Source organism: Micromonospora sp. NPDC049107, from assembly GCF_040648595.1.
In the GTDB taxonomy this organism is placed as follows: Bacteria; Actinomycetota; Actinomycetes; order Mycobacteriales; family Micromonosporaceae; genus Micromonospora.
In genome coordinates this window covers 203,005-217,088 of record NZ_JBEZEC010000008.1, presented here as the reverse complement: position 1 = coordinate 217,088, position 14,084 = coordinate 203,005, and the positions used below count along the sequence as shown (strand labels likewise).

Here is a 14,084-nt window from a genome sequence, read left to right as displayed (position 1 = left end):
GCTCAGATCAACCGGCTCGTGTAGCCAGCCGCCACCAGGCGCTCGAAGGCCGCCCGCACCTCGTCCGGCATCTCCTGGGGGATAGCGAACCCGCGCTCGGCGTACACCTCGATCCGCTGCGTGTCGCCCACCAGCATGTCCACCACCCGCCGCGGGTCGCCGATGCTGCGCACGTAGTCGTCCAGCTCGAGCGGGTTTGAGGCGCACACCACATCGACCTCCGGCCAGATCAGCCTGCAGGTGGCGTAGGCCCGACGCTGTTGGTAGGGCCGCGACATGATCAGCACCGACTTCACCGGGATCTGGCGTTCGGCCAGGAGCGCACGGGAGAATTCGAGGTTCTCGGCGGTGTTCGTGGCACGCGGCTCCACGAGAACCGCCTCCGGGGGCACACCCTGCTCGACGGCGTACTCGCGGTAGTGCACCGCCTCTCCACGCGGGAACCTTTCGACCGTGGTCGGGGCGTTCGCACCGGTGAAAACAATCCATGGGAACAGGCCTGCTTGAAACAGGCGCGATGCGACCACTGCAACGCCGAGGTCATGGCTGCCCAGCCCGATGCCCACGTCGCACGGGCGTAGCTCGTGGTGCATGTCGTGGTATCGCCACAGCGTCGCCACGTGAGCACGGACTTCGTCTGAGAGCACGTGAGTCGGCACTTCGGTCTGCCGTTCCATCAGCGCCCGCCAGCTAGGGCGAGCGCTGGAGTTTGGTTCACGCCCCGTTTACTCATGATGTCAGCGTAGGGCAGGCCGGGCGACGCAGATCAGCTACAGCACGTCTGTCCAGCGGGGGGCATTCAGGTAGGGCCGACACCATCAGCGCCATCGGCAGCCGCTCCCTCCGTCGGTGCCCGCTCGCGTACCTGAACCCACAACGCCATCTCGCCAGCCTCGCGGACGGCCGCACCGCGCACGGAGCGAGCCCACGCGATCTGCGGCAGATGAGCGCCTCGGTAGGGCGAGGCGCTTGTAGTTTCGCGACCCGGACTGGTGTTTTCAGCTCCGATCCGAACGACGCCAACTTCGCAGCGCTTCCCGCTCTGTCCGGCACGCTGCGACGTCCGCGTGCAACTTGCTGGTCCAGCTGTGTCCGCCGCGAGTCGCCGTTACGCGGATCTCGACCTGATCGAGGGTAGGCATACCAGCATCGCTCTCCGCGAACTCCACCCGCCAATGTGCCCGGTCGCCGACATCCAGCCCGGCCGGCTTGACCCCTTCGTACGCATGCACCGCAGTGAACCGCGGCTCCCCCGGCTCGACTCCGTTGATGCCGGGGGTGAACGAGACGCCATCGGTTAGCAGATCGACTCGCAGCTCATCAAGTGGGCCAGCTGGCGACGCTGCGACGCCAATCATCAGCCTGTGCCAACCATGGTGGCCGGTCTCATCACCGTTAGGGTTCTCCACCTCGGCAGTGAACTGCGGCGCTTGCTGCTGCTGGAGCAGCTTCGCAGCCGTCGCTGCTGACTCTGCCGAGGCCACATACGAACGCCACGCGAACAGTGCAGCGGCGGCCGCGATCGCTGCGGCCACCCATTCAGGAGCATTTCCCCAGTCAGGCATGACCAACATCGTAGCGACTGACTACGATAGGAGAGTTCGTCAGAACCCCAGCCTCGCGCAGCATCAGATGGGACGTATGCGAACAACTGCACGCAAAAAAATGCCAGCCGCACGAGCTTGCAGCAGTCGACCAGAGAAGATGTCAGACCTGCCCCGTAAAGTAGCCGGGTGGCGAGCAACCATCTATTCAACGGCCGCGAATTAGCGGCAGACCTGGGCACCAACCTCAAGCAGGTCATGGACGCCCTGAACGCCTGGAACGATGACGACTTCCTGGCGCGCACCGACGCCGACCTCATCACCGAGCTCGTCGCCGTCGGCGCCGTCGAATGCCCGGCGCTGCATCCGGACGAGTGGTACATGGACGAGAGGCCCACCGAGGCTGAGCGCTCGGTGGTCAATATGTTCGGAGAGCGCGTACGCGAACGAGTCGTTCAGTACACAGTCCGGATCCCCTTCAGCGGCCACCCGGCTCCGTTCACGATGAAAGCAAGTCAGTACTTCATTGCGCCGATAGAGGCTAAGGTCGACGAGAAGGCCAGCGAGCTGGTGATCGTCTGGGAGGGAACCCGCCCCGATCCGGAGGCAGTCAGACAGTGGTTTCGCACACGAATCGATCGCATCGAGAAGGGTCTGGGCTTCGCTCGCACTGACATCAACACCCATAACAGCAACCTACTTAACCAGATGCCGCAATGGGTGGCCCAACGCCGCGCACGACTGCTCGCGGCGCGGCAAGTCCATGCCAGTATCGGCATTCCGATCCGGCGGCGGGCTGACGCCAACGTCTACGCACTGCCGGTACAGCGGCGTCGCCTCGTCACCCGCACGACGCAGTCGAGCCGGGCCCAGGCTAATCCCTTTGAGCCCGAGCCGGCCCTTGAAAAAGCAAGCTACGAAGATGCACTCGCGGTCCTGCGTAACGCGCGTAACGCGTTCGAGCGCAGTCCATCGCTGACCGAAAAGCTCGGCGAAGAACTCATCCGTGATCTGCTGCTGATCCTCTTGAACGCTCAATTCGAGGGCAGAGCTGGCGGCGAACTATTTAACTGCGGCGGCAAGACCGACATCCTTATCCGCGAGAAGGACGCCAACGTGTTCATCGGGGAGTGCAAGATCTTCGGACCCAAGGACGGCGCCACCAAGATTACGGACACGATCGATCAACTCTTGGGCTACCTGACCTGGCGCGACACCAAGGCCGCGTTGTTGCTGTTCATCCGGGACCGCGACGTCACCAGCGTGATCGGCAAGGCCGTCGCGGCGTTCGAGGCGCATCCGAACTTCAAGCGGCGTGGCTCGACCGCCTCGGACGAGCGGTACGACTTCGTGGTCCACGCGAACGGTGACCCTGCCCGCGAGATGCACATCGCGTTCCTGCCGTTTCTAGTCGGCGGTGCTCGGTAGCTGAGCAGCCTGTTGCGTTAATCGCCCGAGCGCTCGTCGGCCACGTTTGTCGCCCCAGCGAACGGACTCAATTCGGGCAGGGGCAGTTGCTTCATATGGCCGACGTTGCCCCTCAGGGTGCCGAATGCATTGCGGCTCCTACACCCCTTACTGCGGCCCGGCTACCGCGTTCTGCCCTAGATCGCCGGACCTCGGCTCCGAGCCCATTCGGGATTCGCCCCCCCCCGAACCGATCAAGAACCGCCGACTGCCGCAGCCCTCGACCACCCGACCATCGTGCGCAGCAGCCACGGAGCGGTGTCCTAGAGCAGCCCGCCGCATCCCACCGTTACCGCCCCCGATGCTCCTGACCACCGGCGACGGCCGGACACGAAAAAGGCCCCGACCCAGTGTGAACCACCAGGTCAGGGCCTATCTCGTTGGTGCGCCGCCAGGGACTCGAACCCCGAACCCGCGGATTAAGAGTCCGCTGCTCTGCCAGTTGAGCTAGCGGCGCTCGCTGACAACGACGAGCACGCTAACACGTGCGCGAACCGACCTCGGAACCCCTCCCCGGCCCGCGTTCAGTGCGCCGGGTTGGGCGTGTGCGGCAGTTTGCCGAGTTGCTTCCAGTTCGTCTCGGCGACGTCCACGCCGTAGTGCTTGGCGGCGGCGAGGATGTTCTGGAAGGCCAGGTCGCGGTCCGCGTCGGTGACGCCCTGCACCTGGTCGAAGCGGGCGATGGCGTTGCGGACGTGGCTGGCGTCGGTCATCGGCTCCTTGCGCTTGCCGGGGAAGGCGAAGACGGTCTCCGGCAGCTCGCGCTTGTCCTTGTCGGTCAGGCCGCCGTGCTTCTCGTGGGGCTTCCAGGTCGACTTCATCGCCCACCATTACCCATTTTTCGTCCAGACGTACGCCCGGACCGGCTTGATTAAGGGTGTTTAAAGACCCTGTCCGGCACGCGCGGCGAGTGCCTACCATACGGCGGCCGTGACCGTTCGGGTCAGCTTGTCGTGTGTTCGTTGGGAGTGACCCGTGTCGTACGAAGGCCCGCCGCCGTCCCGTCATCGTCCCCCGGGGTGGGCCACCCACAAGAGACTGAGCGTCGCCGCGGGCGCGGCCGTCGTGCTCGTCGTCGCGGCCGGCGCCGTGTACCTGGGCAACGGCGCCGCGCAGTCCGAGCCGTCAAACGCGGCCAACGCCGCCGAGTACCCGTCGCCGTCGGCCGGGCAGCCGGAGTCGTCCGGAACGGCGGTGTCGGCCTCGGCGACACCTTCGGTCTCCGCGACTCCGTCGACCGGCGCGACGCCGTCGGCCGCTGCCGCACCGAAGGTTCCCACCACCGGCTGGGTTCCGATCGACCGGGCGGCCTGGAAGGCGCAGGCCGACGCGTACCAGGCGTTGAAGATCGACCCCGCCCCGGCCGGTGTCGGCGACCTGCCGGAGTTCCGGGCGGACTGCCAGTACAGCCACCGACTGCCGGACGACCCGATCGTCGCCCCCGGCCTCCCGGGCGCCTCACACATGCACTCCTTCGTCGGCAACAAGGCCGTCGACGCGAACACCGTCGCCGGAGACCTGACGAAGTTCACGGCCACGTCCTGCAAGCCGATCCAGGATCACTCCGCGTACTGGGTGCCCACGCTCTACGACAACGCGACCGGTAAGCCGGTCGAGACCACCGGCTTCCGGGTCTACTACCGCTCGCTCGCGAAGAACTCGACCGGCCAGATGCCCATGCCCAACGGCCTGCGCATGATCTCCGGGGATGCCAAGAAGAAGCAGCCGACACCGCGCGGCGCGACCGGCCAGTTCTACTGCGCCTTCTACGGTCCCGGCGACCTCGACGGCGTCGCCCGCAGCACCAACGGCAACTGGCCGATCTGCGGCGGGACCGCCACGCTGCACTTCATGCTGCAGTTCCCGGACTGCTGGGACGGCAAGCACCTGGACAGCCCCAACCACAAGGACCATGTGGCGTACGGCAGCGGCGGTACCTGCCCGCCCGGCCACCCGGTTCGGATCCCGGCGATCACCTTCGACATCCAGTACCCGGCCAAGGGCACCCCGGCGGGCTACTACCTCTCCTCCGACAAGGCGGGCAAGAGCGCCTCGTCGATGCACGGCGACGCGTTCGTGGTGTGGGACGTCAACACCATGAACAAGCGCACCAAGAACTGCGTCCTGGGGCGCAGGACCTGCGACAACTACGGCTACCAGAAGTAGTCGGGGCCGGACCGGAGAACGGCCCGGCCCCGACTGACGATCGCCTAGGGCCAGTTTCATAAGGGCGGTCGAGCCGAGGCGGAGTCCGGGCGGCGATCCGGCAAGGCGCGGTTTCGTCCGGATACCGGTGTTGTATCCGGACGAAACCGCAACGCCGCCGGTCGTCGTCCGGGCCCGCCGCAGGCCGGCCAGTTCTTATGAAACAGGCCCTTAGCTACGCAGCGTCCACTGCTGGTTGGCGCCGCCGTTGCACGACCAGAGGATGATCTTCGTGCCGTTGGCGCTGGCCGCGCCGTTGGCATCGAGACAGAGCCCGGACTGGCCGTTCGTGATGGTGCCGTTGCTGTTGATGTTCCACTGCTGGTTCGCGCCGCCGTGGCAGTCCCAGATGATGACCTGGGTGCCGTTGGCCGTGCCCGCCCCGGACGCGTCCAGGCACTTGTTGCCGTACACCATCAGCTGCTTGCTGGACGTGGCGGTCCACCGCTGGTTGGTGCCGCTGCCGCAGTCCCAGAGCTGCGCCTGGGTGCCGTTGGTGGTCGAGGAGTTGGGGACCTCGACGCAGCGGCCGGACTGGCCGCCCACGAGCTGGCCGCCCTGCTGGGTGCCGCCGCCACTCTGCTGCCGGACGAGGGAGATCGACTCCGCCGACCGGTTGCCCTGGGCGTCGACGACGTAGAGGCGGTACTCGCCCTGGGTCGACGGCACGGCGATGGACGTGGCGTTACCGGCCGCCCGGGTCATCGTCGCCCCGGCCGTGAAGGTGGTCGTGCCCAACGGGGCCAGCCAGACCGACTTGCCGGCGTCGCCGGTGCTCCGGATCGGGATCGTCGCCGTGGCGCTGGTGACGTACGTGCTGGCCGGCAGCACGTAGTTGGACACCGAGAACCTGCTGGCCGGGATGATGTCCCGGTAGGCGTCCTCAAGACCGGAGCTGGCCGCGATGCCGTACGCCGCCGCCGGCCAGACGTAGTCGGAGGAGACGAGGATGTCGGCGACCGTGCTGTTCGGCAGGTTCTTGTTCGACACCTTGTTGATCGGGCCGTAGATCTGCGTGATGCTCAGATCGTGCTTCCGACCGAAGTCGTCGGAGTTGATCATCCAGGTGACGTTCTTGTCGATGCTCAGGACGTTGTCCCGGAAGGTGATGTACGCCGAGCCCTCGTCGGGGTGGAGTCCGTACTTGTGGCCCGAGGGCACACCCTGGAAATAGTTGTTGGTGATCGTGGTCCCGGGCTGGCTGCCCAGCGTGTAGATGGGCGCCGTGTCGCTGAGGCGCTGGACCGTGTCGATGATGTGGTTGTAGCTGATGGTGTTGTTCCGCGCCGTCGTGGTCGGCCGGTTGGGCGCGATCGAGCCGGATGACCCGTCGAAGTTCCACCAGCCCCAGCCCATCGTGATGCCCGACCAGGGGGCCTTCTCGATCCGGTTGCGCTGGATCGTCAGGGTGTCGACGAAGTACGCCGAGATGGGGCTGTGCCCGTTGAACAGCACCGCGCTGTCGTACAGGTAGTTGTTCTTGATCTCGATGTTCTTCGGCAACCCCTCGACCTGCGGGAGGTACTTCTCCCGGTTGCTCGACGTGCCGTCTCCGATGTAGACGTGCTGGGGATGGCCGACGTCGATGGCGGAGCCGGCGACGTCGTTCGTGTAGTTCCCGATCAACTGCGAGTTCTGCACGTCGTTGACCATGCTGATGCCGTCGGCGCCGGTGTGCTGGACCCGGTTGCGTTGCAGGAGGATCCCGTCGGCGTTCTGCACCTGGACGATGCCGGGCGTGACGTCCACGTTGCGGTAGTAGTAGACGTGGAAGTTGCCCTTCGCGTACGCCTGCGCGCCGAGGTTGCCCTGCTGCGCCTGCTTGAAGGACGAGCCGGCGACGTTGAACAGGTTCCAGTCGGAGTGCTGCACGGTCAGGCCGGAGAACGTGATGTTGCGCGCGTGGCTGGTGGTCGAGGTGCCGGCGACCCGCAGCACGGTGGTGACGTTGTTCGGCGCGTACACCGACGCGTTCGTCATGTCCTCGGAGCTGGCCTTGTAGTAGTAGACCGTCTTGGTGCCCTTGTCGAAGTAGAACTCACCGGGGGCGTCCAGGAACTCGTACGCGTTCATGAGTTTGTGGCTGCCGCCGACCTGGGCGTTGCCGTTGAACGCGCCCTGCGCGATGGCCGCGCCCGGCTGCTGGAACAGGGCGACCCGGTTCGAGCCGTCGGTGGTCACCTGGCGGACCCCGACGATGGCGGTGGTCCAGGTCGTGCCCGTCTCGATCTCGATGTCGTCCTGGTTGCGGGGGATGGCGGGGAAGTCGTTCTGGCTGTACTTCGCGCCGTCGCACTGGGAGCCCGACTCCCACGCCCAGGACGCCTGACCGGCGGTGACGTTGTACGTCCCGTAGCACCCGCCCGAGCTGACGGTCTTGGTCGCCATCTGCGCCCGCTTGTCGTTGACGTACAGCGTGCGCAGCTTGGTGCTGCGATCCAGCGGCGCCTTCCAGATGTTGCCGCTGTGCTGGGTCCAGCCGGTGACCGGGACGCCGCCGTCGAGGATGGGGGTCTCGCCGGGATAGGCGGCGTAGCTGATCCGGTACCCGTTGGTGCCGGAGTCGCTGGCGCCGAACTCGACGGTGCTGGTGACCGGGTATCTGCCGCCACGCAGGTAGACGTTGATGTCGCCGGACATGTTCGCGTTAACAGTACGGACGACGTCCCGCGCGCGTTGCACCGTCTTGAACGGTGACGCCTGCGTGCCTGCGTTGGAGTCGTTACCGTCCGGGGCGACGTAGTACGTCTCCTGAACCGCGGCCGAGGCGGGCGATTGACTGATCACCACGGCCGGCAGCGTGGCGGCGACGAGCGCCGCCGCGAGCAGTGCCGTGCGGGTGGTGGATGCGGCTGGTCTCACGTGCTGTCCTCTCTCACTTGTCGTCGACGTTGGTGCCTGGGACGTGCATCGAGCGACAAGCAGGGAACAGCGACGCCACCAAGGATCGGCGGGGGGCGCGTGGTGCGGCCCGACCACACTCTTTTGCCAATCGCTACGAAGTCTTGGGCGGAGCGTATGTCAGACGTGTGACGAATGCAATACGAGATTGGGTCCCATCTATGTCTAAATGCCTATCAAAAGCGCAAAGCAGACGAGCAGCACAATGCTTGATCGTCGATCATCCGATGAATTCGGAATCGGCTCGGGCCGAGGGACACCAACACCCCGGCCCGAGCCGTCCGGATCAGCGCAGCGAGAAGTCCGCCAGCCGCAGTGGAGAGTCGAACACCAGGTAGACGTCGTGGGTCCCGGCAACCCGGGCAACCTCGGCACTGACGCTGACGTACCGGTAGTCGTCGCCGGTGCTCGGCACGGTGGCCGTACCGAGCAGTCGACCGGTGGGCGAACCCAGCCGAACCTGGATCGTGCCGGTGCCCGCCGTGGCCTTGGCGACCCGCGCCGTGAAGGTGTGGCCGCCCGGGCGCAGGGCGGACTTCCCGAAGGAGATCCACTGACCGGCTGCGGTGGCGCCCACGGCCGTACCGCGTACCTTCGTCTCGTCGACGAGCCGGACCCCCGCGTACCCGTCGAAATTCTCGGCGCGGGTCGTCCGGGTCAGGTCCCGGGCCGGGATCGTCTCACCGCGGACCATGACCGCCGTGCGGCCCCGGACATCCGTGGCGCTCGCGCCGACCATCAGGTCGTACGCGGACGACTCGACCACCCACCGACTCCGGGTGACGTCCCAGTTCGCGAGGTCGGCGGCGCGCACCCGTAGCGTGACGGTGCGGGTCTGCCCGGGGGCGAGGTCCACCCGCTGGAACGACCTGAGCGCCCGGATCGGCGTCTTCACCCGCGAGGTGCGTTGGTGGCTGTAGAGCTGGACGACCTCGGAGCCGGCCCGGCTACCGGTGTTGGTCACGTCGACGCGGGCCGTGATGGTGCCGTCCGCCGCGACCGAACGGCCGTCCGCGCGGAGCTGGCCGTACCGGAACCCGGTGTACGACAGCCCGTGGCCGAACGGGTAGAGCGGCTTGGCGGCGCTGTACAGGTAGGTCTGCCCGGACGAGATGATGTCGTACTCCAGCAGGTCCGGCGGTAGTTGCCGGTCCGAGCGGTACCAGGTCTGGGTGAGCTTGCCGGACGGGTTGCGGTCGCCGAACAGGACGTCGGCGACGGCGTGACCCGTCTCCGCGCCCGCGTGGGTGGTCCACACGATCGCCGGCACGTGCTCCTGCTCCCACCCGATCGTGACCGGGTAGCTGGTCTGCAACACCAGCACCGTTCGCGGATTGGCCTTCGTCACGGCCTTGACCAGCGCCTCCTGGCCCGCGCTCAACGCCATCGTGGTGCGGTCGTGGGCCTCGCGCCCGTTGATGAACGGGTTGCTGCCGACGACCAGGACGGCGGTGTCGGCCGCCTTCGCCGCCGCGACGGCACGGTCGACTCCGCTACTGATCACCTCACGCTGGAAGTGGGTCGCGTCCGCCGCGGTGGACGCCCCGAGCTTGAGCGCGCCGTCGTCGCCGACCGTGACGTACGTGTTGACGCCGAACCAGCTCTCGGTCGTCTCGTAGCCGGCGTAGCGCAACGCGACCGTCCCGTCGGCCTGCGGTTCCAGCGTGAACTGCTGCTGGACGTACCAACCGTTCGGCTGCTCGTCCCGGGTGACGAACGGCCCCCAGTTGTAGCCGAGGTAACGGCCGTTCGCGGCGTTGCGCAGGGTCACCACGTTCTGTCCCCAGTCGACGCTGTCGAACTGGGCCGCGAGCGACGCGTCGGCGCCGGTGGCGGCGACCGGGTCCGCGTCGGTGGTGCCGGTGGCAGTCACATACCGGCCGGTGGACGGGTCCTTCAGGGCGATCCGGTCCGCCCCGTCGAGCCCGTCGACGCTCGCCGAACTGCCCAACCGCTCGCGGATGCCGTCCAGCGCGGTCACCTGGTACGGCAGGTCGGCGCCGTACCAGTCGGTGTAGAGGGTGTCGGCGAGTGGACCGAGCACGGCCACCTTGCGGGTCCGGGCCGGGTTCAGCGGCAGCGCCTGCCGCGAGTTCTTGAGCAGCACCATCGCCTCACCGGCGGCCTGACGGGCCAGCCGTTGGTGTTCCGGGCTGTTGATGACGTCCGGGGTGATGCCGCCGTACCGGCCGCCGCCCGGGTCGAATTCGCCGAGTCGGACGCGCAGGTTCAGGATCTCGGCGATCCGGGCGTCGATGTCCGCCTCGGTGAGCAGGCCGTCGGCGAGGGCCTGCTTGATGGCGGTGACGGTCGGCTGGGCGTTGGTGTCGTCGGTGATGAAGCTGTTGAGGCCGGCCTTGACGATCGCGGCGTTCCCCTGCGCCTGGGTCGGGTAGTAGCCCTGCGAGGCGACGAGGTTGTTCGGCGCCCAGGCGTCCGTGACGTTCATCAGGGGCTGGTCGGTCCAGCCCCGTACCACCGTCGCCAGGTCCGGATCCACGGTCGCCGGGCGGCCGTTGACCAGGTTGTACGAGGCCATCACGCCGGTCGCCGCGTCGGCCGCGATGGCCGGCTTGAAGGCGGCCCGGTCGTACTCGTTGAGCACCCGCGGCGGGACGTTCGACGAGGTGACGTCGCGCCGGACCTCGTTGTTGTAGGCCAGGTAGTGCTTGAGGGTCGGCGCGCTCTTGAGGTGGTCCGGGTCGCCGCCGGTCATCCCCGAGCCGTACGCGGTGGAGATCTTCGCGGTGAGCAGCGGGTCCTCGGAGTAGCCCTCCTCGTTGCGACCCCAGCGCGGGTCGCGGAGCAGGTTGACCACCGGCGCCCAGAGGTTGAGACCCCAGACCCGCGGGTTCTGCGCGTGGTAGCCGCGCGCCTCGTCGCCCACGGCCGACCCGACCCGCTGGATCAGGTCGGGGTTCCAGGTGCTCGCCATGCCCACCGGCTGCGGGAAGGACGTGCCGCGCGCCTTGACCACCGCGCCGTTGTTGTCGATGTCGGTCGACCAGGCGACGCCGTGCAGCGCCTCGGTGCCGGTCTTGAACAGGCCGATGCCCAACCGGGGAACGGCCGGCTGGTACTGGTGCAGCCAGGAGATCTTCTCGTCCAGCGTGAGCCGGCCGAGCAGGTCGTCGACCCGGACCTGGACGGGCAGGCTGGGGTCACGGAACGGGTAGGTGGGGTCGGCGTGTGCCGCGCCGGGGACGGTCGGCAGGGCGAGCAGGGCGAGCGCGAGCGCGGTGATTCCGCGCCGAAGGCGCCACTTCCGCATGCGATTCTCCTCATGTCGTACGACAGGCGCGATTCAGCGCCAAGACCGGCGTGGCCAGGCTCGACACCCGGCTGACGGGCCTGAACGACGAATCGTCGAAGCGCTTCGACGACCCGGCCGCGTAACCACGGCCATGAATGTGGTGATCGCGCAACTATAGAAGCGCACCAATTGATGGGCAAGGCCGGACGCTCGCGCGCCGAGTCCGCGACGAGTCCGTACGGTCCGGTGCCGGGTAGGGTCGACCCCGAGACCCACGCGCCGATCCGGGGGGACGTCACCAGGTGCGCGCCCATTCGATGGTGTTGTTCGTGCTCGCCGCCGTGGCGGTCATCGTCGCCGTCCGGTGGGTGGCGTCCCGTACCGGCCTGCCGGCGGCCGCGCTGCTGCCGCTCATCGGGATCGTGTACGCGCTGCTACCCGGCCCCAACATCGGCCTCGACCCGGAGCTGGTGCTCATGGTCGTGCTGCCGCCGCTGCTCTACAGCGCGGCGTTGGACTCCTCACTGCTGGACATCCGCCGGAACCTGCGCATCGTGGTCAGCCTCTCGGTGCTGCTGGTTCTCCTCACCGGGCTGCTCGTCGGCCTCGGGTTCCACCTGTTCGTCGCGGGCGCGACCCTGGCCGCCGGCATCGCGGTCGGCGCCGCCATCGCCCCGCCCGACCCGGTGGCCGCCCTCGCGGTGGGCCGCCGGGTCAACCTGCCGCCGAAGATGGTCACGATCATCCAGGGCGAGGGGCTGCTCAACGACGCGACAGCGCTGACGATGCTCAGCGTCGCGGTGGCCGCCGCCGTCGGTGGCACGTTCTCGTTCCCCGCCGCCGTGGCCCAGTTCGTGCTGGCGGCGGTCGGCGGGGTCGCCGTCGGCGTCGCCGTCGCCTGGGCGAAACGACTGGCCCGCCCGCTCACCGCGGACCCGCTGCTGTCCAACGCGATCTCGCTCGCGACACCGTTCGTGGCCTACCTGCTGGGCGAGGCGTTGCACGTCTCCGGCGTACTCGCCGTGGTGATCGCCGGGCTGATCGTCGGCCACCAGACGCCCCAGGTCGGGTCCGGGGCCGCCCGGCTCCAGACCAGCGCGGTGTGGCGCCTCGTCGACTTCCTCCTCGAAGGCTTCGTCTTCCTGCTGATCGGCCAGCAGCTCCCCGAGGTCGTCAAGGGACTGCGCCAGTACGACACGTCGACGATCGTCATCGCCGTCGCGGTGTCCGTGGGTGTGGTGCTGCTCCTGCGTCCCGGGTGGCTGGTGCTGACCCAGTCGCTCCCCCGGTCCCTGCACACCCGCCTCGGCGGCATCTCCGAGCAGGACGACGCCGACGAGCCGAACACCGCCCGACAGGTCGCGCGGGCGGACCGCAACGCCCGCCGACTCACCTCCCGCGAGGTGGTGGCGCTGAGCTGGTCCGGCACGCGCGGCGTCATCAGCCTGGCCGCGATCTTCACCCTGCCGCTGACCACCGACGACGGGTCGCCCTTTCCCGACCGTGACCTGCTGCTGTTCTGCACCTTCGTGGTCGTGCTCGTGACGCTGGTCGGTCAGGGTCTGACCTTCGCACCGCTCGTGCGGATGCTCGGCCTGCGCGCCAACGAAACCGACCAGGCCCGGGTACGCAACGAGGCCCGCTCCGCAGCGGTCGAGGCGGCTCTGGCCCGTCTCGACGAGGTCGCCGCCGCCGAACCGGACAGCGCGGTGGCCGTCAACACCACGCGTACCCAGTTGCTGGCCCGCCTCGCGCGTTACCGCGGCCGGCTCGACCTGCTCGAACAGAGTGGATCGTCGGAGATCCCCACGTCACCGCAGTACGAGACGGCGCTACGGGTCCGCCGTACCGCGCTCGACGCGCAGCGCGAGGAGTTGGTGCGCTGGCGTGACTCCGGGCGGCTCCCGGACGAGGAGCTGCGGGTCCTGGAGCGGGAACTCGACCACGAGGAACTGCTGCTCCCCAAGCGGCAGTAGGTTCGCACCGATGGGGGCGCACCAGTGGTCGGCCAACGGATCCGGACCTCGCCCGGCCGGCCCGACTACGAGCCGGCACCGACCGGTGGCATCGGCCGCACGGACGCCTCGGTGGCCAGCCGCGCGGCCAACCGCTCATCGAGGTACGCCGTCAGCCGCGCGTCCTCAGCGGGCGTCAGTGTCGTCCGGCACAGGTACCGGGGCTGCTGGTCTGCGCAGTCCAGACGGTACGCCTCCCGCATCCGGACGGCGTGCCTGATCGCCGTCCACGGCAATCGCAACGTCGCATGGGCGGCGTGCCACTCGATGGCCTCCGCGGTGAACACGTACCGCACCGGCGCGCTCAACTCGGCGTGGCCTCGCAGGTACGCCGAGCCGTTGATCAGCCCCACGACGAACCAGACCACCCCGAACGGGAGGCCGAACAGCCCGGCGAGGAGCCAGCCACCATCGGCCGAGAACGTACCGAGACTCGTGATCGACAACAGCAGCCCCGAGATGACGAACAGCAAACTCATCCGCCGCAGATCCCGTCGCCGCAACCGCGTGTACCGGACGTCGGGGGTGACCAGCAGGTCGAACCCGTCCCTGATGCCCGCATCGTCGAGCTTCTCGTCGCCCACCCCGTACCCCCGTCGTCGATACCAACCGGGAAGAACCTAGACCCGGGCCGCCCGAGGGGTCGATCGGTGGCTGCTCAGCAGCGCGCCGCCCGGCGTGTGGTGTCGCCCAGCCGCC

Annotated in this window: 9 protein-coding genes and 1 tRNA gene; 3 read left to right on the top strand and 7 right to left on the bottom strand. The window is 68.1% G+C overall.

Annotated elements, in window-relative coordinates:
• Nucleotides 1–2: 2 nt before the first annotated feature.
• The gene (locus tag AB0B55_RS21010; RefSeq protein ID WP_357127539.1) at nucleotides 3–677 is read right to left on the bottom strand and encodes a YdcF family protein; all 675 of its coding nucleotides are present in this window, start codon (nucleotides 675–677) and stop codon (nucleotides 3–5) included.
• A 321-nt stretch (nucleotides 678–998) separates the two neighbouring features.
• The gene (locus AB0B55_RS21005) at nucleotides 999–1,565 is read right to left on the bottom strand and encodes a hypothetical protein (protein ID WP_357173121.1); all 567 of its coding nucleotides are present in this window, start codon (nucleotides 1,563–1,565) and stop codon (nucleotides 999–1,001) included.
• A gap of 168 nt (nucleotides 1,566–1,733) precedes the next feature.
• Between AB0B55_RS21005 and AB0B55_RS21000 the strand changes: the two genes are divergently transcribed.
• Nucleotides 1,734–2,972 carry a hypothetical protein gene (locus tag AB0B55_RS21000; protein ID WP_357173119.1) on the top strand — a complete coding sequence of 413 codons (1,239 nt, stop codon included), beginning with the start codon at nucleotides 1,734–1,736 and terminating at the stop codon, nucleotides 2,970–2,972.
• Between the two features lie 420 nt (nucleotides 2,973–3,392).
• On the opposite strand, the gene AB0B55_RS20995 is transcribed toward AB0B55_RS21000, so the two are convergent.
• Together AB0B55_RS20995 and AB0B55_RS20990 are read right to left on the bottom strand one after the other, a co-directional pair.
• Nucleotides 3,393–3,468, bottom strand: a tRNA-Lys gene (locus tag AB0B55_RS20995).
• Between the two features lie 67 nt (nucleotides 3,469–3,535).
• Complete coding sequence (locus tag AB0B55_RS20990; RefSeq protein ID WP_357173115.1) at nucleotides 3,536–3,832, bottom strand: DUF6582 domain-containing protein; 297 nt, start codon at nucleotides 3,830–3,832, stop codon at nucleotides 3,536–3,538.
• A gap of 154 nt (nucleotides 3,833–3,986) precedes the next feature.
• On the opposite strand from AB0B55_RS20990, the gene AB0B55_RS20985 reads away from it, so the two are divergent.
• Entirely contained in the window at nucleotides 3,987–5,177 is a 1,191-nt protein-coding gene (locus AB0B55_RS20985) for a DUF1996 domain-containing protein (protein ID WP_357173112.1), read from the top strand.
• 210 nt (nucleotides 5,178–5,387) lie between these two features.
• Here AB0B55_RS20985 and AB0B55_RS20980 read toward each other — a convergent pair whose 3' ends face one another.
• Nucleotides 5,388–8,078, bottom strand: coding sequence for an RICIN domain-containing protein (locus AB0B55_RS20980; RefSeq protein ID WP_357173109.1), 2,691 nt, complete (start codon nucleotides 8,076–8,078; stop codon nucleotides 5,388–5,390).
• Nucleotides 8,079–8,403: 325 nt separating this feature from the next.
• Complete coding sequence (locus AB0B55_RS20975; protein ID WP_357173107.1) at nucleotides 8,404–11,388, bottom strand: glycoside hydrolase family 3 C-terminal domain-containing protein; 2,985 nt, start codon at nucleotides 11,386–11,388, stop codon at nucleotides 8,404–8,406.
• A 299-nt stretch (nucleotides 11,389–11,687) separates the two neighbouring features.
• On the opposite strand from AB0B55_RS20975, the gene AB0B55_RS20970 reads away from it, so the two are divergent.
• Nucleotides 11,688–13,346, top strand: coding sequence for a Na+/H+ antiporter (locus AB0B55_RS20970; RefSeq protein ID WP_357173323.1), 1,659 nt, complete (start codon nucleotides 11,688–11,690; stop codon nucleotides 13,344–13,346).
• A 65-nt stretch (nucleotides 13,347–13,411) separates the two neighbouring features.
• On the opposite strand, the gene AB0B55_RS20965 is transcribed toward AB0B55_RS20970, so the two are convergent.
• The gene (locus tag AB0B55_RS20965) at nucleotides 13,412–13,969 is read right to left on the bottom strand and encodes a hypothetical protein (protein WP_357173104.1); all 558 of its coding nucleotides are present in this window, start codon (nucleotides 13,967–13,969) and stop codon (nucleotides 13,412–13,414) included.
• Nucleotides 13,970–14,084: the final 115 nt, after the last annotated feature.